Origin of the sequence: Pseudomonas sp. Larv2_ips (assembly GCF_963879675.1) — a bacterium.
In the GTDB taxonomy this organism is placed as follows: domain Bacteria; phylum Pseudomonadota; class Gammaproteobacteria; order Pseudomonadales; family Pseudomonadaceae; genus Aquipseudomonas.
The window spans coordinates 59,592-83,085 of the sequence record NZ_CAWOAW010000013.1; the positions used below are offsets into that span (position 1 = coordinate 59,592).

Below are 23,494 nucleotides of genomic sequence, written 5' to 3' on the forward strand. Positions count from 1 at the left end.
TCACAAACGGCTTACTTGATATGCCGCCCGCCGTTGACGGTCAGGGTGGTACCGGTGACATAAGGGTTGTCCAGCAGGTAACGCACGCTCTGGTAGATCACCTCGGGCCCGGGTTCGATGCCCAGTGCCGATTTGGCCAGGACGTTGGCGCGGTAGGCCGCGTCGTCGCCCTCGTTGAACATCACCATCGCCGGCGCAATGCCATTGACCTTGATCAGCGGCGCCAACTGCGCAGCAAACGACAACGTGAGGCTGTCGAGCCCGGCCTTGGTGGCGCAATAGGCAATATGCTGGCGGCTGCCTTTGCGCACCACGTCGTCGCTGATATGCACGATATCGGCAGGTGAAGAGCGTTGCAGCAAGGGTGAACAATGCAGGTTGATCAGGTACGGCGCAAGCATGTGCACGCTGAACATGTCGGTAAACGCGCGGCTTTCGTCGCCGGGCGTTTCCGCGACCCACGCCGATGCGTTATGGATGATCGCGCGCAGGCTGTTGGTGTGGGTTTGCAGTTGGGCGATGAAGGCCAGAATCCCGGCTTCACTGGAGAAGTCGGCAAACACGCCGACCGCGCCACGCTCACGCAAGGCCTCAACGCCTGGACGCTCGCTGCGGTAGCTGAAAATAACCGGCTGGCCCTCGTCCAGCAGGCGCTCGGCGCAATGCAGGCCGACACGCTGGCCGGCACCGGTGATCAGGATCGGGGCGTTCGTTGCAGTCATGGGAGGCTCAAGTCGCTGGCAGGCTGAAACTATACCAGCGACCGGCCGCCCCTGTACTCAAGCGGCAGCTTCGGCGACCTTGCGCGTCGGCGGTGTGGGGTGCAGCCAGTTCGCCAGCAGGTGCGTCGACAGGGGAATGAACCAGAAAACCATCAAGGGCGTGAGCGCCAACGTGCTGACCAGCACGCGTGGGGCCAGGTCCAATTCGTTGAGCAGCGGCCCCAGGACGAAGTTGAACAGCAGCGACACCGGGAAAAACGCCAGCCAGATCGCCACAGCCTGTTTCCAGCGCGGCGGCCGTGCACCCACGGCGCCGAACCAGCCATCGATGCCACTGACGCGATGCTCGGACGGGTCGGCGAACAGCTCGCTGCCACGGCTCAACCAGGCACTGCGCGAGGCGGAAAACTCCCAGGCGTGCAGGGTTTTTTCGTCGGCAAAGCGGAAGATGATTTGAAACTCGTCGTCATGGGGCGGCGGAGCCAGTACACCGGAACCCAGGTAACCGGGGAAGTCAGTGGCCAATTGCTCGCCTTCACGCAGCCAGGCCATCAATTCTTCATAACGCCCTTTGGCCACGCGGCGCGCAACCATCAAGGTGACAGGGGAGGTAGACATTGTGTATCTCCAGATAATCAGGTGCGCTGAGCCGTGTAGACGGCGCACAAAGGTGGCGGCCGGGTAGGCCATCACCTGAAAAACAGGCAAGGATTATTCCTGTTTTGCAAAAATACGCCAGTGACATTGGTCAGAAGGGTGCGGGCCTTGAAAAGGACAAGTGGAAAGGCGTTAAATGGGATCCAAATCTACACGGATGTTTTTGATCCCCGATGCCCGAAATTACTGCTCCTGTTCACGAAATCGCCCACGGCAGCCTTGCCGATTCCAGCGAGCTTTTTCCGATTCGTGAAGTCTCGAGATTGACAGGTGTCAATCCGGTCACCTTGCGAGCCTGGGAGCGACGGTATGGTCTGATTCAGCCCGCGCGCACCGAAAGTGGGCATCGCCTCTACTCCAGGACCGATATTGAGACCGTCAACAGGATTCTCGATTGGATTGAGCGCGGCGTTGCGGTAAGCAAAGTCGGCAAAATCCTCGCCCGCGATGATCAGCAAGCCGATGTGGTTCGCGCCGAGCGAGACTCGATCGAGGACACGCAATGGCAAACGCGGTTGAGGCAGGCCATCAGTGCTTTCGATGATCGCGCCCTTGAACACCTCTACAGCCAGTTGTCAGCGACCTACCCGCCGAGTGTGGCGTTTCAAGACATCCTCATGCCCCTTTGGAGCGACTTGCTGCGTCATCAAGGCCGCTTCGGCCAAGCCAGCGAGTGGTTATTTTTCGATGCTTTCCTGCGTGAGCAAGCCTGGCTGCGCTTGCAACTGGGCAGCGGCTCGCCCGGGTCCCGGGTCTTGCTGGCGGCGTTGCCCGGCGAATGCCGTAGGTTGGAATTGCTGGTGGCGGCGCTATTGGTCGGTCGGCAGGATCTGCCCATGAAGGTGCTGGAAGTGGGTCAGCCCCTGGACGAACTGACATTGGTCTGTGAAAAAATCCGGCCCCAGGCGCTCGTCATCTTCTCCAACCATTCACACAACCACGAGCTGACCGAGCGCTTGAGTCGCTTGGCGATGACGCTCGATTGCCCACTGTTTCTGGCGGGCGCCGCGTCTGACTTCGCCGAAAAAGACCTGGCAGGTTCCTCGGTCGGCTGCCTGGGCAGCGATGGGCTTGTGATGCAGCGCCGCTTGCAACAGTTTCTGAGTGGGCAGCTGGATACCTGAAATCAGGCGTGTACGTGCGGATGAACCAGGCGATGCTGGTGCAGGATGAACTGGCGCAGCCGCTCGATTTCATCCGCATCGCTTTGGCTCAGACGGTATGCGAATAAGCCGCGGGCCGTTTCCCGCTCCAGCGCGCCGCGCAAGGCAATGCGTTCGTAGCCGGACGGGCTGAACCACAGAGAAAAGGTTTTCGGCGGTTTGACCCGGCCACGAATCTCAACCAGCACGCCTTTGAATGACACCTCGTGAACCCATAACGCGGCAGGGTTGCCCTTGACGTTTTCCAGTGCCACCGGTGCTTCAAGGGCCAGACGCCACGGCCGGATCATCGGCCCGTCTTCAAAAATGCTCGGCACGCCCAGGCGCAGATGAACTGCGTGAAACTCGTCTTCTACCAGGTGCAGCGGGAACGTGAGTTGCTGGTTGTCGAACTGCGCCTGGATGGTGACGTGGTCGTGAGCGGCCAAGCGCGTGAGCAAATCACGAATCTGTGCACCGCCGTTGACCGTCAGGCTCGACCACGCATCCCGCAGGTTGAGCTGCGGGTTGTGCTGCATGTCCTGGATAAAATCCAGTTCGTCCTGCGTCAAAAGCGCGTCGCGGTGCATTGATGGAGCTCAACGATGAGACATTAAAAAGCCATTATCGCTCTAAAGACCGTGTTTTTTACACTTTGTTAATTCCGCTCGTCGCTTTGAGCGCCGCCAACTCGCCTTTAAGCTCGGCCACCTGTGCTTCCAGCTGGGCCACGCGTAGTTGTGCTTTGACCTGCGCGCTGACGTCTTTTTGCACGCCCACAAAATAGGTCTGCTTGTCGGCTTCGTTGTAAACCGTCGACAGCGATAGCTCGTTCCAGAAAGGCGCGCCGTCCTTGCGGTAGTTGCGCAGGATCTCCCGGCACGAACCGCCGCTGTCGAGGGCTTCACGAATCGCCATCAGGGCTGGCTGGTCGCGGTCGCCCGCCTGCAGGAAGCGGCAATCCTGATACAGGATGTCGTCCAGTGCATAGCCGGTCATGCGCTCGAAGGCCGGGTTAACGTAGATCAGCGGCTTGTCTTTGCCTTCGCGTTCGGCGACGACGATGCCGTCGTTGGAGGCGTTGATGACCAGCTGCATCAGTTTGGCGTTAATCATTGAGCGGTCCATGGCTTGTTTTTAGAGACTGCAGTGTATGGCATGCCCTGAATGTTGCGCGGCATGCGCCGAAATATTTGCGCCAGCTGCTAACATCCCACGCTTTGGCTCAACTACAGGATCAGATTGATGAAAGTCGCCATCCTTTCCGGCTCGGTCTACGGCACCGCTGAAGAAGTCGCTCGCCACGCCGCCGGCATCCTCAACGCGGCCGGTTTTGAAGCCTGGCACAACCCGCGCGCCACCTGGGCCGATGTGCAGGCCTTTGCTCCTGAAGCCTTTCTGGCGGTAACGTCCACCACCGGCATGGGCGAGCTGCCTGACAACCTGCAACCGCTGTATTCGAGCATCCGTGACCAACTCCCCGCCGCCTGGCGCGGGCTGCCCGGTGCCGTCATCGGGCTGGGCGACGCCAGCTACGGCGACACCTTCTGCGGCGGCGGCGAGCAAATGCGCGAGCTGTTCGGCGAGTTGGGCGTGCGCGAAGTGCTGCCGATGCTGCGCCTGGACGCCAGCGAAAGCGTCACCCCGGAAGCCGATGCAGAACCGTGGCTGGCGGAGCTGGTCACTGCACTGCGCGGTTGACCGGGAATTCACGCAGCAGCGCCAGCCAGGCCTGGGCGGCTTTGGACAGATAAGCGCCCTCACGCCAGATAAAGGCGATGTCCCAGCGCAGGAAGTCGGGCGCCTTGAGTGTCAGGCGCACCACGCCCGGTCGCACCAACCCGCGGGCGACCACGCTGGGCAACAGCACCACGCCCTGACCGGCCGCGACCAGGGCGACGAGAAAGTCCGCCTGGCCGCTGCGGCCGATCTCCTTCGGCGTAAAGCCCAATTGCTGACAAGCCTGCATCAGTCGGTCATTGAGCACAAAACTGCGTTGGTACATCAGGAAGGGCGTGTCCGCCAGTTCCTCCAGGCGCACCTGGGCATTCTCAGCCAATGGGTGATCCATCGGCAGCAAGGCATCCAGCGGCTCGTCGCAAAAGGGTTGCCAGGCAAAGGCCGGATCACTGGGCATCAGCGTGCCACCCACGTCCAGCTCGCCACTGAGAATCGCCTGCTCGATCGTGCGGCTGCCGCCTTCGAGCAATTGGATGGTGACCTTGGGGTAGCGCCTGCGGTACTCGGCAAACAGCCCGGCAAACAGCGTGTCGCCCGCCAACAGCGGCAAGCCCAGGCGCAGCTCGCCACGGGCCAGTTGCTGCATATCATCGAGCTCACTGAGCAGTTCTGTTTGCAGGCGCAACATGGCTTCGGCGCGCTGCAACACCACCTCGCCGGCGGCCGTCAGGCGAATGTGCGAGCCCGTGCGTTCCAGCAGCGGCGTGCCGAGGCTCTGCTCCAACTGTGCCACTTGCTTGCTGACGGCCGATTGGCTGATGTGCAAGGTTTTAGCGGCCTGGGTAAAGCCGCCCCGACGGATCACTTCGACAAAACTGCGCAGCTGTTTGAATTCCATATGCCTGATTCCAGTTTGGAATAGTTGGCAGTCTAACAATTCGCTGTGGGGATGGGGGAGGCGTCTTTAAACTGAGCGCCTGTGAGGATCAAACGCTTATGAACCGTTTCAGCTTCAAACATATCGCCCGCCTGCTGATTGAGCTGGTTGTGCTGCTGGCTATCTATTTTCTGGGCACCCAGCTTGCCGTGTGGTTGGCTTGGCCCATACCCGGTGGCGTGGTGGGCTTGGGCCTGTTGCTGGCGACATTCGCCACCGGCCTGGTCAAGCCGGCCGCCCTGCAACTGGGCGCCGGGGTGTTGATGGCAGAGATGCTGCTGTTTTTTATTCCCGCACTGATGAGCCTGCTTGATTACGGCGGCCTGGTGCGCAACGACGGCTGGCGCATCCTGCTGGTGATCGGTTTCAGCACTCTGTCGGTGATGCTGGTGACGGCATTCACCGTAGAGATGGTCTGCCGCTGGAGCATGCGCCGTGAAGCTTGAGCTGATGCCGGTGTTCTGGCTCGCCCTGACCCTGGGCGCCTATGTCTTCAGCCGCTGGATCTATAGCCGCACCGGGCGCTACGTGCTGTCGCCCTTGATCCTCGTGCCGGCGCTGCTGTTGGCGGTGGCCGCGCCGATGCACACGGCGTACGCCGAATATGCCGCCGACACCCACTGGCTGATGCTGGTGCTGGGCCCGGTCACCGTGGCGTTTGCGGTACCGATCTGGCAACAACGCCGCTTGCTGGCGCGTCATTGGTCGGCGTTGCTGCTGGGCATGGTCGCCGGCAGCGCGGCCTCCATCGGCACCTCGTTCGGGCTGGCCAAGGCGCTGGCATTGAACAGCTCGGTGACGATGTCGCTGTTGCCGCGCTCGATCACCACGCCGTTTGCCATGCCGGTTTCCTCTGACCTGGGCGGTGTACCGGAACTGACCGCTGTGTTTGTGATGTTCACCGGCGTGTTCGGCGCCATGCTCGGCGGCGTGCTGCTCAAGTGGTTGCCGTTGCGCACGCCCCTGGCGCGTGGCGCGTTGTTTGGTGTGGGCGCTCATGGCGCGGGCGTCAGCCGGGCGCAGGAAGTGGGCGGTGAAGAGGGCTCGGTCGCGGGCCTGGTGATGGTGTTGACGGGCTTGCTCAACCTGTTCGCCGTGCCTTTATTGGCGGCGCTTCTCTGACGCGGCGCCCGCTGACTTCAACTATTCTTGTTGCTGACTCGTTCGGTCATCAAGCTGGCTGCGAAGGCGACTACTTGCGCGATAGCGTCTGACTAGACTGGCCCTTCACTCAAAAAAACAATAAGAAAATGTGCCAAGGAGGTCGTTGCCGTGAGCCTAGCCCCCGTTCTATCGCCACAGAATGTCAAAGACCAGGTCAGCGCTGCCGAATGGCAAGCCCGTGTCGACCTGGCCGCCTGTTATCGCCTGGTCGCGCTGCATGGCTGGGATGACCTGATCTTCACGCATATTTCGGCCAAGGTGCCGGGCACCGATGATTTTCTGATCAACCCCTACGGGCTGATGTTTCACGAGATCACGGCGTCGAGCCTGGTCAAGGTCGACCAGGCCGGCAACAAGCTGATGGACAGCCCCTACGAGATCAACCCCGCGGGCTATACCATCCACAGCGCCATCCATGACGTGCGCCACGACGTGGCCTGCGTGATACACACCCACACGGCCGCCGGTGTTGCTGTTTCGGCGCAGAAGCAGGGCGTGTTGCCGATCAGCCAGCAATCGTTGTTCGTGCTCGCAAGCCTGGCGTATCACGCCTACGAAGGTGTGGCGCTCAACCATGAAGAAAAGGCGCGCTTGCAGGCAGACCTGGGCGACAACAATTTCCTGATGCTGCACAACCATGGCCTGCTGACCTGCGGCGGCACCATCGCTGACACGTTCCTGATGATGTTTATCTTCCAGCGCGCCTGCGATATCCAGGTGCTGGCGCAAAACGGCGCGGCTGAGTTGATTGCCATCGAGCCGCAGATTCTTGCCGGGTCCAGGGCTATGGTGGCCGCGGTCACCAAGAGCGCTCAGGGTATGGGCGGCGCGCTGGCCTGGCCCGCGCTGCTGCGTAAATTGGACCTGCAAGATCCCGGGTATAAAAGCTGATGCCACTCGCCGAAATCCCGCTCAGAGCCTGGCGCAAACGCGCTCAGGAATTCGTCTTCCGTGGTCGTACGATCCGTTACTGGGTGGCCGGGCAGGGCGAGCCACTGCTGTTGATTCATGGTTTCCCCACGGCCAGTTGGGACTGGCACTACCTGTGGCAGCCGCTGGCCCAGCGCAACCTGGTGATTGCCTGCGACATGCTGGGGTTCGGCGACTCGGACAAGCCGGTGGATCACGAATATTGCCTGTTGGAGCAGGCCGACCTGCAGCAGGCGTTGCTCGACCACCTGCGCGTGGAGCAACCGGTGCATGTGTTGGCCCATGACTACGGCGACAGCGTCGCCCAGGAATTACTCGCCCGTCATTACGAAGGCCGTTTTCCGATGGCCAGTTGCGTATTCCTCAACGGCGGGCTGTTCCCGGAAACCCATCGCCCGGCGTTGGTGCAAAAACTGCTGCTCAGCCCGCTTGGCTGGATGATCGGCCGTGCCTTCGGGCGCAATGCCTTGTCGAACAGCTTCAGCCAGATTTTTGGCCCGAATACGCGGCCCAGTGAAAGCGCGCTGGATGATTTCTGGAGCCTGATCAGTTGCAATGACGGCACGCGCATCCTGCACAAACTGATTGCCTACATTCCCCAGCGCCGCCGCTTGCGGGAGCGCTGGGTGGACGCGTTGCAGCGCGGCGAGGTGCCGTTGCGCGTGATCGACGGCGAAGTCGACCCGATCTCCGGTGTGCATATGGTGGAGCGTTATCACCAGTTGGTGCCGCACGCCGACACGGTGTTGCTGGCCAATATCGGTCACTACCCGCAGATAGAAGCGCCGGTACTGGTGCTCAAGCATTACCTGGCGTTTCGCGAGCGCGTCGGCCAGCCCGCGCCACGGGTGGCCTATTCCTGAGCCACCCGTTGTGGCGAATGAGCTTGTTGTGTTTGCGCCAGGCTCACATTAGCGAGCGGGCTTGTTGTGGCTGCGCCAGGTTTACATTAGCGAGCAGGCTTGTTGTGGCGAGCGGGCTTGCCCCGCGTTGGGGCGCGAAGCGGCCCTGAAACCTGCCACCGCGGTACACCAGACACTGTGCAGTAACCTTATCGGGGCGGCTTCGCCACCCAACGCGGGGCAAGCCCGCTCGCCACAACAGCCCGCTCGCCACAACAGCCCGCTCGCCACAAGAGGCCTGCTGCTCAGCAAGCCTGCTTGCCACAGCACGCGCGCTCGCCACTGAGAAGGCGACGCCCTGCGAAAACCTGGAACGCACAATCATCCCGCTGCCTTATCGAGCACCATTCAGCCTCGGCCGACTTTATTGTGACCGGAGGCTGTGTGCCTGACACTCACGCCATTGCCATTGTCGCCAGCGGAGTTCGGTATGAGTGAGTCAGTGCAGTTCCAGGATAAGGTCGTGATCGTTACCGGTGCCGGCGGCGGGTTGGGCCGGGCGCATGCGCTGCTGTTCGCCCGACACGGGGCCAAGGTGCTGGTCAATGACCTCGGCGGTTCCACTCAAGGCGAGGGCGCCAACGCCTCGGCCGCCGATCGCGTGGTCGCCGAAATCCGCGAAGCGGGCGGCATTGCCGAAGCCAACCATGACTCCGTCACCGACGGTGACAAAATCGTGCAGAACGCGCTCGATGCATTCGGTCGCATCGATGTGGTGGTCAACAACGCCGGCATCCTACGCGACAAGACCTTCCACAAAATGGACGACGGCGACTGGGATCTGGTGTATCGGGTGCATGTCGAGGGTGCCTACAAAGTGACCCGCGCTGCCTGGCCGCATTTGCGTGAGCAAGGTTATGGCCGGGTGATCTTCACCGCGTCCACTTCGGGCATCTATGGCAACTTCGGCCAATCCAACTACGGCATGGCCAAGCTGGGCTTGTACGGCTTGACCCGCACCCTGGCGCTGGAAGGGCGCAAGAACAATATTCTGGTCAATGCCATCGCCCCCACCGGCGGCACGCGCATGACCGAAGGCCTGATCCCGCCGCAAGTGTTCGACCGCCTCAAGCCGGAGCTGGTCAGCCCGTTGGTGGTGTACCTGGGCAGCGAGGCGTGCCAGGAAACCTCCGGCCTGTTTGAAGTGGGCGGCGGCTGGATCGGCAAGACCCGCTGGGAGCGCAGCCTGGGTGTGGGGTTTGACCCCGAAGCCGGGTTTTCACCCGATGATGTGGCTGCGCATTGGGCGCAGATCTGCGACTTCGAAGTCGCCGCGCACCCCAAGGACAATATCGAGGCATTGAAGGAGATGATGGCCAACTTGCAGAAATTCAGCCTCTGATCGTTGCTCGAACACTATCGAATACCGCGGGGCGCTGATGGCGCCCCGTTTTCGTTCAGGCATAAAAAAGGCCGCTGCATAGGCAGCGGCCGAAGTAAGACGTTGGATCAAGGAGCGACAAATCAACGTCAGTGAACACGGGTAACAGATTGAATAAATTAGCCAATCCGTCGAAATTCAGCTGTTCTCCCCAGGTTGGGAGCGGGCCGTTTGCCCTGAGAGCGAGGTAAGAATAGTCGGTTGTAACAAATTGAGTAATAGCGGTTCAAGACAAGGACTGTTACCAAATTGGCAACAGTCGCGCCGCAGGCCATCCATTCCCCTGATAACGCGCTATCTACCCCAGTCATGGGCCGGTCAAAACCCCGGCCAGAGCGGCTGCTAATCCTTTCGAGCGACACTGCGAATACCCCTTTGGTGCGCTTATCGCTCCTCGCGGGCGGCAGTAGGGTGGGGCCTTCTGTCACTCACCGGGGAAGACGCATGACAAAAACAACAATGCGCGCCATCTTCACGCCACAGGCGCTCGCCGCGGCGGTTGCACTGGGCTGCTGCGCCCAGGCACAGGCTGTTTCGTTCAACATTGGCGAGATCGAAGGGCAATTCGATTCTTCGCTGTCGGTCGGCGCCAGCTGGGGCATGCGCGATGCCGACAAAAAGCTGGTGGGCATTCCCAATGGCGGCACGGGTCAGGCGTCCACCGGGGATGACGGGCGGCTGAACTTCAAGAAGGGCGAAACCTTCTCCAAGATCTTCAAAGGCATTCACGACCTGGAGCTCAAGTACGGCGACAGCGGCGTGTTTGTGCGCGGCAAGTACTGGTACGACTTCGAACTGCAGGACGAAGACCGCGAGTTCAAGCAGATCAGCAATCACCATCGCGACGAAGGCGCGCGGTCGTCCGGCTATGAGCTGCTGGATGCCTTCGTCTATCACAACTATTCGATTGGCGACCTGCCCGGCAACGTGCGCGTCGGCAAGCAGGTCGTCAGCTGGGGCGAAAGTACGTTCATCGGTAACTCGATCAACAGCATCAACCCCATCGACGTGTCGGCCTTTCGTCGACCCGGTGCCGAAATCAAGGAAGGCCTGATCCCGGTGAACATGCTGTTCGCGTCCCAGAGCCTCACCAACCAGCTGTCGGTGGAAGGTTTCTACCAGTTGAACTGGGAAAACACCGTGGTGGACAACTGCGGCACCTTCTTCGGCAACGACGTGGTTGCTCACGGCTGCAACAACAACTACACCGTCGGCAGCCCGGCGATTGCGCCGCTGCAGCCGGTGGCGGCCGCGTTCGGCCAGGGCTTTCAAGTCACGCGCGAAGGCGTGGTGGTGCAGCGTGCCAAAGACCGCGAAGCCCGCGATGGCGGGCAGTTCGGGGCGGCCTTGCGCTGGCTTGGCGATGACACCGAGTACGGCCTGTACTTCATGAATTACCACAGCCGCACACCCACCGTGGGCACGATCACCGCCAACACCAACCTGGCCACCATCGGGCGTATCGCGGCCACCGCCAACGCCATCGCGCCCGGCAGCGGCTCGGGCCTGGCCCAGAGCACCATGCTCGGTCGTGGTCAGTACTACCTCGACTACCCGGAAGACATCCGTCTGTACGGCGCCAGTTTCTCCACCACCTTGCCCACCGGCACGGCGTGGACCGGCGAGATCAGCTACCGCCCGAATGCACCGGTGCAGCTCAACACCACCGACTTGACGCTGGCGTTGGTCAACCCGATTGCCGGCCAAACCGCCTCGCCGATCCGCAGCTCGTTCGGCTCGGATAACTCAGGCTACCGCCGCAAGGAAATCACCCAGATCCAAAGCACCATGACCCAGTTCTTCGATCAGGTGCTGGGCGCCGAACGTCTGACATTGGTGGGCGAGGCGGCCTATGTGCACGTCGGCGGCCTGGAGGCCAAAACCAAACTGCGCTACGGCCGCGACTCGGTGTATGGCGCCTATGGTTTCGGCGGCGATACCGACGGCTTCGTCACCGCCAATTCCTGGGGTTATCGCGCCCGCGCAATCCTGGATTACAACAACGTGTTTGCCGGGGTGAACCTCAAGCCCAACCTGTCCTGGTCCCATGACGTCAGCGGCTATGGGCCGAACGGGATATTCAACGAAGGCGCCAAGGCGATCAGCGTCGGTGTGGACGCGGATTACCGCAACACCTACACCGCCAGCCTGAGCTACACCGACTTTTTTGGCGGCGACTACAACACCCTCACCGACCGCGACTTTATCGCCCTCAGCTTCGGCGTGAACTTCTGATCTGCTTTAAGGAAGGACAACAACCTATGCGTAAGATATTTGCAGTGATGGCCCTGAGTCTGCTGGCCGCCCACGTGATGGCGGCGGTATCGCCCGAAGAGGCCGCCAAGCTTGGCACCACCCTGACGCCGGTCGGCGCTGAAAAAGCCGGCAACGCCGACGGCTCGATCCCGGCCTGGACCGGCGGCATCCCCAAAAACGCCGGCGCGGTGGACAGCAAGGGTTTTCTGGCCGACCCATTTGCCAATGAAAAGCCGCTGTTCGTGATCACCGCCGCCACGGTCGACAAGTACAAAGACAAGCTCTCCGACGGCCAGGTGGCGATGTTCAAGCGCTACCCCGAAACCTACAAGATCCCGGTGTACCCAACCCACCGTACGGTCAACCTGCCGCCGGACATCTACGAGTCGATCAAGCGCAGCGCGCTCAACGTGCATGCGATCAACGACGGCAATGGCCTGGAGAATTTCACCGGCAACCGCTACTACGCGTTCCCTATTCCGAAAAATGGCGTGGAAGTGCTGTGGAACCACATCACCCGCTACCACGGCGGCAACCTCAAACGCATCATCACCCAGGCGACTCCGCAAACGAATGGCAGCTACACGCCGATCCGTTTCGAGGAAGAAGTGGCAGTGCCGCAAGCCATCCCGGACATCGACCAGGCCAAGGCGGCCAACGTGCTGAGCTTCTTCAAGCAATCGGTCACCGCCCCGGCACGTCTGGCGGGCAACGTGCTGTTGGTGCACGAAACCCTCGACCAAGTGAAGGAACCACGCCTGGCCTGGATCTACAACGCCGGCCAGCGCCGGGTTCGCCGCGCGCCGCAAGTCTCCTACGACGGCCCGGGCACCGCCTCCGACGGCCTGCGCACCACCGACAACTTCGACATGTTCTCTGGCGCGCCCGACCGCTACGACTGGAAGCTGGTCGGCAAAAAAGAGGTCTACATCCCCTACAACAGCTACAAGCTCGATTCGCCGACCCTCAAGTACGACGACATCATCAAGGCCGGGCACATCAACCAGGACCTGACCCGCTACGAGCTGCACCGCGTGTGGGAAGTGATCGGCACCGTCAAGCCGAGCGAACGGCACATCTACGCCAAGCGCCACATGTACATCGACGAAGACAGCTGGCAGGTCGCGCTGGTTGATCACTACGACGGCCGTGGCCAACTGTGGCGGGTTGCCGAGGGCCACGCGCAGTTTTACTACGACCATCAGGTGCCGGCCTACACCGTGGAAACGCTGTACGACATCATCGCCGGGCGCTACATCGCGCTGGGGATGAAAAACGAGGAGAAGAGCAGCTTCGTGTTCGGCTTTGCGGCCAAGGCGGCGGATTACACACCGGCAGCGTTGAGGTCTGAGGGCGTGCGCTGATCTTCAATTGCAATGCAATCACTCTGTGGGAGCTGGCTTGCCTGCGATGGCGGTACACCTGCCACAGCTGGGCCAACTGACCCAACGCTATCGCTGGCAAGCCAGCTCCCACATTGACCGGGTTCCACTTTAGGGTGGGGTGGAATCCCGGGTTTTGTGCATGGCTATAAATCACCCCGCTGAATACTTCTTCAACAACCGCCGACCACAGGACTAGGGTAGGCGCCAGGTTGCATAACAATAAAAAGCAGGATGCAGCAATGACCGCCATGACACGCTGCCTGAACCGTCCTGGATTCATGCCACGGCTGTCCGCCCACCATCTGTTGCGCCCGCGCCTGGCCGGGCCTTTGCTGGCGGCGCCGGTCAGGGTGAAGCTGCTCTGCGCGCCGGGTGGCAGTGGCAAGAGCGCGTTGCTCGCCGAGTGTGCGTTGCAGGCGCCGGCGGAGTGTCAGGTGTATTGGCTGGCGCTCAATGGCGCCGTGCTCAGCCCCGATGATTTTGGCGCGCGGCTGGCGCAACACCTCGGTTTGTCGTTCGTCGACGAAGCCACCTTGTTGCTCGACCTCAGCCGCTGGCACAGCCCGGCGTGGATATTTCTCGACGATTTCTGCCGCCTGTCGGCCCCCGAACTGGACGCCTTGCTTGACCGTTTGCTGAGCGCCGCCAGCCCGGCGCTGACCTGGTGGCTGGGCGCCCGGCGGCGCCCGCTGTGCAACTGGCCGCGTCTGCTGCTCGACGATGAGCTGCTGGAATGCAGTGAGTTGATGTTCAGCCCTGCGGAAATCCAGCAACTGCTCGGGCCCACGCACACCGTCGACAGCGTGATGCAGTTCAGCGGCGGCTGGTGCGCCGGCGTGCGCATCGCTTTGCTCGGTGACGGGCACCCGGACAGAACCTTGCTCGACTACCTGCAACACGAACTTTTCGGCACCTTGCCCGCCGAGCTGGCGGAGGCCTGGCGTGTGTTGGCGCATATGCCGCGCTTCAACCCGGGCTTGTGTGAGCACTTGTTCGGCTTTGGTGACGGCGATCACTATCTGCGCGACCTGCAAGCGCTGGGCGCATTTATCCAGCCGTGGGAGGACACCACTGATTGGCTGCAAATTTTTGCGCCATTGGCGCAACTGATCCGCGATGAGCCCTGGCCGGCCAAGCGTTCCTGGCACCGTCGCGCCTGCCAATGGTTCACCGCACAGCAGGACTGGCAGGCCGCCTTTGAACAGGCGCTGCTGGCCGAAGCCTACGAAGTGGCGGTGAGCCTGTTGCAGCACTTCAGTTTTGAAGACTTGTTCCGTCAGCAGAACGCAGTGCTGCTGTTGCGCCTGCATGAGCAGCATGGCGATGAATTGATGCTCGGCTCGGCGCAACTGGTGGGGCTGGTCACGGCGGCGTTGCTGTTTGCCGGACGCTTCGACCAGGCAGCCTTGTGTATCGATCAATTGGCGCGGTTCGCCCCGCAACCGACGGCGGCGCGACAGCGTTATCTGTTGGCCCGCTGGCAGGCGCAATGGGGCTGGCTGTTGCACTTGAGCGGCGATGCCCAGCGCTCCCGCGAGCATTTTCTCGAGGCGCTGCAAGCCTTGCCCGACAGCGCCTGGACCTCGCGCCTGATGTGCCTTTCGGGCCTGACCCAGCAAGCTTTGTTGCGCGGTGAACTGGACGTGGGCCAGGCCTTGAACCGCGAAGCCCTGTGCCTGGCGCGTGCACAGGGTTCGTTGGTGCTGGAGGCATTGCTGGAGCTGGATCACGCGCAACTGCTGGAACAACGCGGCGCACCCTACCGGGCGCAGAGCCTGTTGGAGCATGTGCAGGCAATGCTGGTGGGGCAGCGGCTCAAGGCCGGCCCGTTGGTGGGGCGGATTGCCTTGCGACGCGGGCATCTTGCGCTGCGACAAGGCCAGGATGTGCTGGCCACTGAGTGTTTCGAGGCCGGTTTGACGATGTGCCTGCACAGCCAGGACAAGCGCGTGCTGTACGGTTTTCTCGGCCTGGCGCTGCTGGCAGCGAACCGAGGCGATTACGCCCAGGCGTTTATCCAGCTGCGTGAGGCCGAGCGCTTGATGCAGCAGCGCCAGGTACCGGACACGGTGTATCGCGCGGTGCTGCTGTTGGTCAGCGGGCATTTCTGGTTGCAGCAGGGCCGCGCCGAATTGACGCTGGAAGCGGTGCGCCGGGTGCTGCGCCACTTTCGTGGGCCCGATGCCAAGCAGGCGCCGCCGGCCACGCTAGAACTGATCCCGCGCCTGGAGTATTTGCTGGTGCTGGCCGAAGTGAAGCTGGGCTGTGCCGAGCAGCCGATTGCACGGCTCAACGATTTGCTCGACACCACTCGGCAGCGCGGCATGCTGTGCCTGGAAACCGAGTTGCAACTGGTGCTGGGCGAGGTGGCCTGGCAACTCGGTGATCCGCTGATGGCTCGTCGGGCCCTGGAGGCTGGGCTGGCGCTGGCCGGGCGCTGCCAGGTGCAGCAGGCGATTCGCGAACTGCGGTTGCGCTCGCCAGGGTTACTGAGTGAACTGGGCCTGGAGGCGCAGGCGGCGCCCAGCGGCGTGGCGGAAAACCCCCTGAGCCAGCGCGAGCTGCAAGTGCTGCAATTGATCGCCCTGGGCAACTCCAACCTGGAAATCGCCGACCGGCTGTTTATCTCGTTGCACACCGTCAAGACCCACGCGCGGCGTATCCACAGCAAGCTCGGCGTGGAGCGGCGCACGCAGGCGGTGGCGAAAGCCAAGACATTGGGGTTGATGGTGTAGGCGGTGGGATCATCCATAGGGGTTGAATGCCGTCTCATGCTTTCGTGGCGAGCGGGCTTGCCCCGCGTTGGGCTGCGCAGCGGCCCTATGAGGATATTGAGATTTTCCTCGTGGAGCGCGGCGCCTGTTTTTGGGGCTGCTGCGCAGCCCGACGCGGGGCAAGCCCGCTCGCCACGGGTGCGGGTGTGCTGGAGGGTTGTGTTTAGGCGTGGAAGGCTTGGCGGTAGTCGCCGGGTGTGGCGCCCATGGCTTGGCGAAAGCGGTGGGTGAAGTGGCTGGCGCTGGAGAAGCCGCACATCCAGGCAATGTCGCCCAGGGGGAGCGTGCCGGCACGCAGCAGGCTTTGCGCGCGGGCCAAGCGTCGTGCCAACAGGTATTGATGGGGCGGCAGGCCGAAGCTTTGGCGGAACATCCGCGCGAAATGGTATTCCGACAGCGCACACATCCCGGCCAATTGCCCCAGGCTGATCGGGTCGTCGAGGTGATGGTCGATGTAGTCCACCAACCGCCGGCGCTGATGCGCGGCCAATCCGCCTTTCAAACGCAGACCGTCGCGCGCGCCAACCTGGCTGAGCAAAGTGTGGCTGAGCATTTCATGGGCCAGGCTGCTGGTCAGCAGGCGTTCGGCGGGCTCGTGCCAGTTGAGCGCGATCAACTGGTGAAAGCGCCGGGCCTGGCTGGCGTCTTCAAGAAAGGTGCTTTCGCGCAATTGCAATGCGCGCGGTTCGCGGTCCAGCAGGGTGACGCAGCCGAGGGCAAATTGCTCGGGGCTGAAGTACACATGGGCCAGGCGGATTTCACCATTGATCACCCAGGCTGACTGATGCTCGGCCGGCAGGATGCAGAGTTTGTCAGGGCCACCTTTGGTGCCGGGCTGATCACGGCGAAAAGTCCCGGTGCCGCCGCCGATGTAGCAGGACAAAGTGTGGTGGGTGGGCGCCTGGTAGTCCTGAGCATCGTGATGGTTGCTCCACAACGCCGCAGACAGGCCGTCACCGAGCTCGGCGCAGGCTTCGAGACGTGCGTTGGGCGAGCGGTTAAGGGCTTGAAAGACTTGCAGCGATTCCAGCTCTGGCATGGTTGTTCTCTCCGACGCCTTGCATCCTACTCCGCAGCGCGGGCGCTGTGATCTCGCCGCCCGACAAAAGCGCAAGAATGTGCAAGAGCGCGGGCCGGTCTGCGGGCAACACTGTGGCTCAATCGACGGAGCCCGCTATGAACCTTTTCCTGTACTTACTTACCGTGCTGATCTGGGGCACTACCTGGATTGCCCTCAAGTGGCAATTGGGTGTCGTGGCGATTCCTGTGTCGATCGTCTATCGCTTTGGCCTGGCGGCGCTGGTGCTGTTTGCGCTGTTGCTGCTCAGCCGCAAATTGCAGGTGATGAACCGGCGCGGGCACCTGATTTGCCTCGCCCAGGGCGTGTGCCTGTTTTGCGTCAACTTCATGTGCTTTCTGACAGCCAGCCAATGGATTCCCAGCGGCCTGGTGGCGGTTGTGTTTTCCACGGCCACGCTATGGAATGCCCTCAATGCGCGGGTGTTTTTCGGTCAGCGGGTGGCGCGCAACGTATTGATGGGCGGCGCGCTTGGATTAATGGGGTTGGGTTTTCTGTTCTGGCCGGAGCTGGTCGGGCACACCGCCAGCCCCCAGACGTTGCTGGGCTTGGGCTTGGCGTTGTTGGGGACGATGTGTTTTTCGGCCGGCAACCTGCTGTCGAGCCTGCAGCAGAAGGCCGGGCTCAAGCCGTTGACCACCAATGCCTGGGGCATGGCCTATGGTTCGGTGATGCTCGCGACCTATTGCGCGGTGCGCGGGATACCGTTCGACATGGATTGGAGTGCGCGTTATGTCGGAGCGCTGTGGTACCTGGTGATTCCGGGCTCGGTGATTGGTTTTACCGCCTACCTCACGTTGGTGGGCCGTATGGGCCCGGAGCGCGCGGCGTATTGCACGGTGCTGTTTCCGGTGGTGGCGCTGAATGTGTCGGCGTTTGCCGAGGGGTATCAGTGGACGGCGCCGGCGTTGATGGGGTTGGTGCTGGTGATGCTGGGGAATGTGTTGGTGTTTCGTAAGGTTAAACCGAGCCAGCCTGTGGATCCGATGCTCAAGGCCAAGCAAATCTAATGGGGGCGCAGGCTTGCAGGCGATGGCCGTAAGTGGATGAGCCGGCAGGTACACCGCTATCGCCGGTAAGCCAGCTCCCACCTTGGAGCGAGTTGTTCCTGTGTTCAGGCTGGGGTGATCGTTCTATTTGAGACCCAGACGCCTGGCCATGCGGCCGAGGTTGGCGCGGTCGAGGCCCAGTTCGCGGGCGGCGCTGGCCCAGTTGTGCTGGTGGCGCTCCAGGCAGGCGCTGATGACTTGGCGCTGGTAATGCTCGGTGGCCTGGCGCAGGTCGCCGGTGACCACTGGGGCCACATCGGCCGGTGCTTCGATTGCCAGCGGCGCGCCGACATCGGGCAGGTCCAGGTCGTGGGCACTCAGGCTCAGGATCTTCGGACGTTCGCGACAGTTTCCCAGGGCTTTTAGCGCGCTGCGTCCGATCAAATGTTCCAGCTCGCGCACATTGCCCGGCCAGTTGTAAGCCAGCAGCGCCGCTTGAGCGTCGCTGGTCAGGCGCAGACTGCCCAGGCCCATGCGTGAACGGTTCTGCTCGAGGAAGAAGCCCGCCAGCAGCAGCACATCACGGCCACGTTCGCGCAGCGCCGGCACTTGCAGCGGGTACACGCTCAGGCGGTGATAAAAGTCGGCACGGTAGCGGCCGTTGCGCACCTCTTCGGCCAGGTCGCGGTTGGTGGCGGCGATCAGGCGCACGTCCACTTGATGCTCCTTGTCCGATCCCAGGCGCTGCAGTTGGCCGCTTTGCAGCACGCGCAACAGTTTGGCCTGCACGGTCAGCGACAGCTCGCCCACTTCATCCAGAAACAGCGTGCCGCCATTGGCCAGTTCGAATTTGCCGCGGCGCTCGTTCAGCGCGCCGGTAAAGGCACCGCGCACATGGCCGAACAGCTCGCTTTCCACCAGGGTTTCCGGGAGTGCAGCGCAGTTGAGGCTGATCAGGGGTTTGTCTGCGCGCGGCGACGCGGCGTGGATGGCCTGGGCGACCAGTTCCTTGCCGACGCCGGTTTCGCCGGTAATCAACACGGTCAGGTCGCTGCCGCCCACCAGCTTGATTTCCTCGACCAGGTGCTTGTGGGCCTTGCTCTGGCCAATCATTTCCTTGTGCTGCTGGCCGCTGGCCTGGCGGTAGATCTCGGCGCGCTGGTGCTCATCTTCGGCGCGCAAGGCCAAGCGCTCGATACGTTCGGCGACGTTGACGGTGGCCGCTGCCAGGCTGGCGAAGGCCTGCAGGGCGTCGAGTTCGACACGCTCGAAGCGCTCGGTGTCCAGCGCGTCGAGGGTCAGCAGGCCCCAGGGTTTGTCGTCGATAAACAGCGGGCAGCCCATGCAGTCGTGCACTTGCAGGTGGCCGTGCAGGCCATCGACCAAACCATCGTACGGGTCCGGCAGTTCGCTGTCGGTGTCAAAGCGGGTAGGGCCGGGGCTGCTCAGCAGCACCGCAAAGCGTGGGTGCTCGCTGACCTTGAAGCGTCGGCCGAGGGTGTCGGTGCTTAAACCGTCCACCGCCAACGGCACCAGCCATTCACCGTCCAGGCGCAACAGCGCGGCGGCATCGCACGGCAGCAGCGCGCGCATGGCTTGCAACAGGCGTCGGTAGCGCTCGCCTTCGGGCAGTTCGCGCGACAAGTCGGCAACCAGAGGCAGCAGGGTAGTGAGCAGCGATTGTGCAGTCATAATGACTCCTTGTAGTCCTTATGACTATAAAGTGTAGGAAGTCATATTGACTACTTTATATTTAACTCGTTGAAAAATAACGGTTTATAAGTTGGCACGAATACTGAGTACGTAAGGGCAATCAGTAAAAAGACCCAGGAGTCTGCCATGCTTAGTGCCCAAGACCGTGCCATCGTCAAATCCACCGTGCCCCTGCTGGAAAGCGGCGGCGAAGCGCTGATCACGCACTTCTACCGCATGATGCTCAGCGAGTACCCGGACGTTCGCCCGCTGTTCAACCAGGCCAATCAGGCCAACGGCGACCAGCCCCGCGCCTTGGCCAATGGCGTGCTGATGTACGCGCGGCATATCGACCAGTTGGACCAACTGGGCGATCTGGTCGCAAAGATCATCAACAAGCACGTGGCCCTGCAGATCCTGCCGGAGCACTACCCGATTGTGGGCACGTGCCTGCTGCGGGCCATTGCCGAGGTGCTGGGCAGCGAGATTGCCACGCCCGAGGTGCTGAGCGCCTGGGGTGCCGCCTATGGTCAGTTGGCCGATATCCTGATTGGCGCCGAAGCCGCCATCTACGACGAAAAAGCCCAGGCCCCGGGCGGCTGGCGCGGCGCGCGGCCGTTCCAGTTGGTCAAGCGCGTGGAGGAGAGCAACGAAATCATTTCGTTCTATTTTGCCCCGGTGGATAACGGCCCGATCCTGGCGGCCGCGCCGGGCCAGTACCTCGGCATGAAGCTGATGATCGATGGCGAAGAAGTGCGCCGCAATTATTCCTTGTCGGCCCTGAGCGATGCGGGTTTGTACCGCATCAGCGTCAAGCGCGAGGCCGGTGGGCGGGTGTCCAACTACCTGCATGACCAGATGCACGTCGGCGCGACCCTCGACCTGTTCCCGCCATCGGGCGAATTCACCCTGGTTGCCAGCGACAAGCCGCTGGTGCTGATCAGCGGCGGGGTGGGCATCACACCGACGCTGCCGATGCTCGAAGCAGCCCTGGCCACCGAGCGCCCGGTGCACTTTATCCACTGCGCGCGAAACGGCGGGGTGCATGCGTTCCGTGAATGGGTCGACGCCCTGGCGGCCAAGCACCCGCAACTCAAGCGCTTCTATTGCTACGCAGAAGACGATGGCGTGAGCCCGGCCGCAGACAAAGTCGGGATGCTGAGCCAGGAGCAACTGGCGGCGTGGTTGCCCGAACAGCGTGACCTCGACGCCTACTTCCTGGGCCCTAAAGGCTTCATGGCGGCGGTCAAGCGCCACCTTAAAGCCCTCGGTGTGCCGGACAAACAGGCGCGCTACGAGTTCTTCGGCCCGGCCGCGGCCCTGGAATAAGGTTTCCAGGCACAGCACCGTTCAACCTGTGGGAGCGGGCTCGCTCGCGAAGGCTCAGTGTCAGTCGACTTATAAGTGGCTGATCCACCGCCTTCGCGAGCAAGCCCGCTCCCACAATTGGCTTTGCATTCCTCTCGATTAATCCGCCGTTAACCCCTTTCTGTTTTAACCATCCCCTGTGTGTAAACTTGCGGCCATCAGGCACAACCATAATCAGGCAAAGGGAAACGGGGATGAGTGACGAATTGCGTTTAGGCAGGGAGCGGCGCTTTCTGGTGTTGCTGGGCATCATCTGCCTGGCGCTGATCGGCGGTGCGTTGTACATGCAGGTGGTACTGGGCGAAGCGCCATGCCCGCTGTGCATCCTGCAGCGCTACGCCTTGCTGTTGATCGCGGTGTTTGCGTTCATCGGTGCCGCCATGCGCCGCAAAGGCGCGGTCACCTTCTTTGAAGGGTTGGTGGTCCTTAGCGCCTTGGGCGGCGTGGCTGCGGCCGGCCATCATGTGTACACGCAGTTTTTCCCTGCGGTCAGCTGTGGCATCGATGTCCTGCAGCCGATTGTCGATGACTTGCCGCTGGCCAAAGTCTTTCCCCTGGGCTTCCAGGTCGATGGCTTCTGCAGCACGCCGTACCCGCCGATCCTTGGCCTGTCCCTGGCACAGTGGGCGCTGGTAGCGTTTGTGCTGACGGTGATCCTGGTTCCGCTGGGCATCTATCGGAATCGCCAACGCACGGCCTGAAGCAGCCCACTGAAACGCCCTGTTCTGGCTTAATGGAAGGACGGGGCGTTTTTGTATGTAGGGTTTTGTGAAAGGGACGTGACGAAGGGCAACTTGAGGTGCGCGCAGCGTGCGACATGTTGTCACACGGACGCGGTCGCAGGACGTTTCTGACGCGCCGCGCCGGTCCATAAATTTGCATAAAACGGCCAAGATGTGCTGTCAGTTCGTCGATTGATCGGTGCCGCGAACGTCGCAGCGGTTGCCTCATTCGGTGATGTCCGAATGCCTTGTTTTATGGGGACTTGGATACGTTTTGCATGCCCTTACAAGGTGTAAGGGAAGGGCGCTGTCACGCAATAACACGGCAATTTTTGTGGTTTTTGTTGAGAATCGAACACGATAAGATCCCGAACCTTTGCAAGATTGGTGAAGGATTGTTGCTGGAATCGATAAAAATTATTTCTTTATAAGACATGGTTTATACATCGCTAGCTAACTACAATCGCCCGCACTGAATGTCCGGTGCTGTTCAATCTTTGAGCATTGGAGCGGTCGAGGGGCAGATGGATGGCTCTGTGCGACCCCAGGTTCCGGCAGCCTTTCAACTATCCGCACCAAATGGAATTGGTCTGTAACAAGGCCTTTAGCCACGAAATCGAATAAGAACTCACCGCAGGTCCGTGCAACGTCCATGTATGGCGTGCCGGGCAGGCTCTTATTCAATCGAAGAGAAATGCCAACCCTTGGCAGGGTGAAGTGTTGGCGATCAAAACCCAACTGCATTGCGCAAGCTGCTTTAGAGGTCGTGAGATGAGTAAAAACAGGTACCCCCGATTACTAGGCTTTTTGCCGCTGCTTGGCATGTTGTTAATGCTGGGAGGCTGCAAGTGGACCTTGCTCGACCCAAAAGGACAGGTCGGTCTGGATGAACGAAACCTGATCATCACCGCCACCCTGCTGATGCTGCTGGTCGTGGTCCCCGTGATCATCATGACCTTCGCCTTCGCCTGGAAATACCGTGCGTCGAACACCAGCGCTACCTACGCGCCGAAGTGGTCGCACTCCACCAAGATCGAAATCGCAGTGTGGCTGGTGCCGATCCTCATCATCATTGCCCTGGGTTATGTGACCTACAAGTCCACCCACGCACTGGACCCGTACCGTCCGCTGGAATCCGACGTCAAGCCGATCAACATCGAAGTCGTCGCGCTGGACTGGAAGTGGCTGTTCATCTACCCGGACCTGGGTATCGCCACTGTTAACGAAATCCAGTTCCCGGAGCACACTCCGCTGAACTTCAAGATCACCTCCGATGCTGTGATGAACTCGTTCTTCATCCCTGCTCTGGGCGGCCAGATCTACGCGATGGCAGGCATGCAGACCAAGCTGCACCTGATCGCCAACCAGAAAGCTGAAATGGAAGGCATCTCCGCCAACTATAGCGGCGCTGGCTTCACCGGCATGAAATTCAAAGCGATCTCGACGAGCCAGGAAGATTTCGACGCCTGGGTAGCCAAAGTCAAGGCCGCACCTAAACAGCTTGATCAAGCTGAATACGATGCTCTTGCCAAACCAAGCCAGAACAACCCAGCCACTCTGTACTCCGCGTACACGCCGGACCTGTTTCAGAAAATCGTCGACAAGTACGAAGGTATGAAGCCAGGCAAGCCGGTCAAGCACGAGAAGAAAGAAGTGGCCGCGGTTGAAGGTTCTGACACGGGCTCGCATTCAACTGCTGGGGCAGAGGAGTAAAC

The 23,494-nt window shown here is 61.5% G+C and carries 21 protein-coding genes; 14 read left to right on the forward strand and 7 right to left on the reverse strand.

Annotated features, from left to right (window positions below; translation table 11 throughout):
• Positions 1 to 11: 11 nt before the first annotated feature.
• Together folM and AACV02_RS04715 are read right to left on the reverse strand one after the other, a co-directional pair.
• A complete protein-coding gene (gene folM, locus AACV02_RS04710) occupies positions 12 to 722 on the reverse strand; it encodes a dihydromonapterin reductase (protein WP_119736723.1) in 711 nt (236 codons plus the stop codon).
• Between the two features lie 57 nt (positions 723 to 779).
• Complete coding sequence (locus AACV02_RS04715; RefSeq protein ID WP_106578212.1) at positions 780 to 1,340, reverse strand: antibiotic biosynthesis monooxygenase; 561 nt, start codon at positions 1,338 to 1,340, stop codon at positions 780 to 782.
• 212 nt (positions 1,341 to 1,552) lie between these two features.
• On the opposite strand from AACV02_RS04715, the gene AACV02_RS04720 reads away from it, so the two are divergent.
• The gene (locus AACV02_RS04720; protein ID WP_119736725.1) at positions 1,553 to 2,503 is read left to right on the forward strand and encodes a MerR family transcriptional regulator; all 951 of its coding nucleotides are present in this window, start codon (positions 1,553 to 1,555) and stop codon (positions 2,501 to 2,503) included.
• A gap of 2 nt (positions 2,504 to 2,505) precedes the next feature.
• On the opposite strand, the gene AACV02_RS04725 is transcribed toward AACV02_RS04720, so the two are convergent.
• Complete coding sequence (locus tag AACV02_RS04725) at positions 2,506 to 3,111, reverse strand: hypothetical protein (RefSeq protein ID WP_106578214.1); 606 nt, start codon at positions 3,109 to 3,111, stop codon at positions 2,506 to 2,508.
• A gap of 58 nt (positions 3,112 to 3,169) precedes the next feature.
• Positions 3,170 to 3,637: a PAS domain-containing protein gene (locus tag AACV02_RS04730; RefSeq protein ID WP_106578215.1), complete on the reverse strand. Its 468-nt coding sequence runs from the start codon at positions 3,635 to 3,637 to the stop codon at positions 3,170 to 3,172.
• Positions 3,638 to 3,766: 129 nt separating this feature from the next.
• On the opposite strand from AACV02_RS04730, the gene AACV02_RS04735 reads away from it, so the two are divergent.
• Positions 3,767 to 4,222, forward strand: coding sequence for a flavodoxin (locus tag AACV02_RS04735; protein WP_119736727.1), 456 nt, complete (start codon positions 3,767 to 3,769; stop codon positions 4,220 to 4,222).
• On the opposite strand, the gene AACV02_RS04740 is transcribed toward AACV02_RS04735, so the two are convergent.
• Positions 4,203 to 5,099 (reverse strand): LysR family transcriptional regulator, encoded by an 897-nt coding sequence (locus AACV02_RS04740; RefSeq protein WP_119736729.1) that lies wholly within the window; start codon positions 5,097 to 5,099, stop codon positions 4,203 to 4,205. The genes AACV02_RS04735 and AACV02_RS04740 overlap by 20 nt on opposite strands.
• Positions 5,100 to 5,197: 98 nt before the next feature.
• On the opposite strand from AACV02_RS04740, the gene AACV02_RS04745 reads away from it, so the two are divergent.
• The 8 genes from AACV02_RS04745 (at position 5,198) to AACV02_RS04780 (ending at position 15,891) form a co-directional block, all read left to right on the forward strand.
• Positions 5,198 to 5,584 carry a CidA/LrgA family protein gene (locus AACV02_RS04745; protein ID WP_119736732.1) on the forward strand — a complete coding sequence of 129 codons (387 nt, stop codon included), beginning with the start codon at positions 5,198 to 5,200 and terminating at the stop codon, positions 5,582 to 5,584.
• Positions 5,574 to 6,260 (forward strand): LrgB family protein, encoded by a 687-nt coding sequence (locus AACV02_RS04750; RefSeq protein WP_119736735.1) that lies wholly within the window; start codon positions 5,574 to 5,576, stop codon positions 6,258 to 6,260. Before AACV02_RS04745 ends, AACV02_RS04750 begins: the two co-directional genes overlap by 11 nt.
• A 150-nt stretch (positions 6,261 to 6,410) precedes the next feature.
• Positions 6,411 to 7,193, forward strand: coding sequence for a class II aldolase/adducin family protein (locus AACV02_RS04755; RefSeq protein ID WP_119736737.1), 783 nt, complete (start codon positions 6,411 to 6,413; stop codon positions 7,191 to 7,193).
• Complete coding sequence (locus AACV02_RS04760; RefSeq protein ID WP_119736739.1) at positions 7,193 to 8,095, forward strand: alpha/beta fold hydrolase; 903 nt, start codon at positions 7,193 to 7,195, stop codon at positions 8,093 to 8,095. Before AACV02_RS04755 ends, AACV02_RS04760 begins: the two co-directional genes overlap by 1 nt.
• A 469-nt stretch (positions 8,096 to 8,564) precedes the next feature.
• Positions 8,565 to 9,476 carry an SDR family oxidoreductase gene (locus tag AACV02_RS04765; RefSeq protein ID WP_119736741.1) on the forward strand — a complete coding sequence of 304 codons (912 nt, stop codon included), beginning with the start codon at positions 8,565 to 8,567 and terminating at the stop codon, positions 9,474 to 9,476.
• Between the two features lie 483 nt (positions 9,477 to 9,959).
• On the forward strand, positions 9,960 to 11,750 hold the full coding sequence (locus AACV02_RS04770; protein ID WP_119736743.1) for a DUF1302 domain-containing protein: 1,791 nt from the start codon (positions 9,960 to 9,962) through the stop codon (positions 11,748 to 11,750).
• A 26-nt stretch (positions 11,751 to 11,776) separates the two neighbouring features.
• Positions 11,777 to 13,135 (forward strand): DUF1329 domain-containing protein, encoded by a 1,359-nt coding sequence (locus AACV02_RS04775; RefSeq protein WP_119736745.1) that lies wholly within the window; start codon positions 11,777 to 11,779, stop codon positions 13,133 to 13,135.
• A 260-nt stretch (positions 13,136 to 13,395) separates the two neighbouring features.
• The gene (locus AACV02_RS04780) at positions 13,396 to 15,891 is read left to right on the forward strand and encodes a LuxR C-terminal-related transcriptional regulator (RefSeq protein WP_119736747.1); all 2,496 of its coding nucleotides are present in this window, start codon (positions 13,396 to 13,398) and stop codon (positions 15,889 to 15,891) included.
• 202 nt (positions 15,892 to 16,093) lie between these two features.
• On the opposite strand, the gene AACV02_RS04785 is transcribed toward AACV02_RS04780, so the two are convergent.
• Positions 16,094 to 16,969, reverse strand: a complete 876-nt coding sequence (locus AACV02_RS04785) for a helix-turn-helix domain-containing protein (RefSeq protein WP_119736750.1) — start codon at positions 16,967 to 16,969, stop codon at positions 16,094 to 16,096.
• A 137-nt stretch (positions 16,970 to 17,106) separates the two neighbouring features.
• Here AACV02_RS04785 and AACV02_RS04790 point away from each other — a divergent pair, with 137 nt between their 5' ends.
• Entirely contained in the window at positions 17,107 to 18,018 is a 912-nt protein-coding gene (locus AACV02_RS04790) for a DMT family transporter (protein WP_119736752.1), read from the forward strand.
• Positions 18,019 to 18,141: 123 nt separating this feature from the next.
• Here the strand turns inward: AACV02_RS04790 and norR are convergent, their stop codons facing one another.
• Entirely contained in the window at positions 18,142 to 19,689 is a 1,548-nt protein-coding gene (gene norR / locus AACV02_RS04795) for a nitric oxide reductase transcriptional regulator NorR (protein ID WP_119736755.1), read from the reverse strand.
• A gap of 147 nt (positions 19,690 to 19,836) precedes the next feature.
• Here norR and hmpA point away from each other — a divergent pair, with 147 nt between their 5' ends.
• The 3 genes from hmpA (at position 19,837) to cyoA (ending at position 23,492) form a co-directional block, all read left to right on the forward strand.
• The gene (gene hmpA / locus AACV02_RS04800; protein WP_119736757.1) at positions 19,837 to 21,018 is read left to right on the forward strand and encodes an NO-inducible flavohemoprotein; all 1,182 of its coding nucleotides are present in this window, start codon (positions 19,837 to 19,839) and stop codon (positions 21,016 to 21,018) included.
• Positions 21,019 to 21,251: 233 nt separating this feature from the next.
• On the forward strand, positions 21,252 to 21,758 hold the full coding sequence (locus AACV02_RS04805; RefSeq protein ID WP_106578230.1) for a disulfide bond formation protein B: 507 nt from the start codon (positions 21,252 to 21,254) through the stop codon (positions 21,756 to 21,758).
• Between the two features lie 792 nt (positions 21,759 to 22,550).
• Positions 22,551 to 23,492, forward strand: a complete 942-nt coding sequence (gene cyoA, locus AACV02_RS04815) for a ubiquinol oxidase subunit II (RefSeq protein ID WP_119736759.1) — start codon at positions 22,551 to 22,553, stop codon at positions 23,490 to 23,492.
• The last annotated feature ends 2 nt before the right edge of the window (positions 23,493 to 23,494 follow it).

What these genes read in the sequence shown, in the direction of transcription:
- AACV02_RS04775 (WP_119736745.1), top strand. Translation starts at nt 11,777, where the DNA reads ATGCGTAAGATATTTGCAGTGATGGCCCTGAGTCTGCTGGCCGCCCAC.
- AACV02_RS04805 (WP_106578230.1), top strand. Translation starts at nt 21,252, where the DNA reads ATGAGTGACGAATTGCGTTTAGGCAGGGAGCGGCGCTTTCTGGTGTTG.
- folM (WP_119736723.1), bottom strand. Translation starts at nt 722, where the DNA reads ATGACTGCAACGAACGCCCCGATCCTGATCACCGGTGCCGGCCAGCGT.
- AACV02_RS04765 (WP_119736741.1), top strand. Translation starts at nt 8,565, where the DNA reads ATGAGTGAGTCAGTGCAGTTCCAGGATAAGGTCGTGATCGTTACCGGT.
- AACV02_RS04745 (WP_119736732.1), top strand. Translation starts at nt 5,198, where the DNA reads ATGAACCGTTTCAGCTTCAAACATATCGCCCGCCTGCTGATTGAGCTG.
- AACV02_RS04785 (WP_119736750.1), bottom strand. Translation starts at nt 16,969, where the DNA reads ATGCCAGAGCTGGAATCGCTGCAAGTCTTTCAAGCCCTTAACCGCTCG.
- AACV02_RS04780 (WP_119736747.1), top strand. Translation starts at nt 13,396, where the DNA reads ATGACCGCCATGACACGCTGCCTGAACCGTCCTGGATTCATGCCACGG.
- AACV02_RS04725 (WP_106578214.1), bottom strand. Translation starts at nt 3,111, where the DNA reads ATGCACCGCGACGCGCTTTTGACGCAGGACGAACTGGATTTTATCCAG.
- norR (WP_119736755.1), bottom strand. Translation starts at nt 19,689, where the DNA reads ATGACTGCACAATCGCTGCTCACTACCCTGCTGCCTCTGGTTGCCGAC.
- AACV02_RS04790 (WP_119736752.1), top strand. Translation starts at nt 17,107, where the DNA reads ATGAACCTTTTCCTGTACTTACTTACCGTGCTGATCTGGGGCACTACC.
- hmpA (WP_119736757.1), top strand. Translation starts at nt 19,837, where the DNA reads ATGCTTAGTGCCCAAGACCGTGCCATCGTCAAATCCACCGTGCCCCTG.
- AACV02_RS04740 (WP_119736729.1), bottom strand. Translation starts at nt 5,099, where the DNA reads ATGGAATTCAAACAGCTGCGCAGTTTTGTCGAAGTGATCCGTCGGGGC.
- cyoA (WP_119736759.1), top strand. Translation starts at nt 22,551, where the DNA reads ATGAGTAAAAACAGGTACCCCCGATTACTAGGCTTTTTGCCGCTGCTT.
- AACV02_RS04730 (WP_106578215.1), bottom strand. Translation starts at nt 3,637, where the DNA reads ATGATTAACGCCAAACTGATGCAGCTGGTCATCAACGCCTCCAACGAC.
- AACV02_RS04760 (WP_119736739.1), top strand. Translation starts at nt 7,193, where the DNA reads ATGCCACTCGCCGAAATCCCGCTCAGAGCCTGGCGCAAACGCGCTCAG.
- AACV02_RS04770 (WP_119736743.1), top strand. Translation starts at nt 9,960, where the DNA reads ATGACAAAAACAACAATGCGCGCCATCTTCACGCCACAGGCGCTCGCC.
- AACV02_RS04735 (WP_119736727.1), top strand. Translation starts at nt 3,767, where the DNA reads ATGAAAGTCGCCATCCTTTCCGGCTCGGTCTACGGCACCGCTGAAGAA.
- AACV02_RS04720 (WP_119736725.1), top strand. Translation starts at nt 1,553, where the DNA reads ATGCCCGAAATTACTGCTCCTGTTCACGAAATCGCCCACGGCAGCCTT.
- AACV02_RS04715 (WP_106578212.1), bottom strand. Translation starts at nt 1,340, where the DNA reads ATGTCTACCTCCCCTGTCACCTTGATGGTTGCGCGCCGCGTGGCCAAA.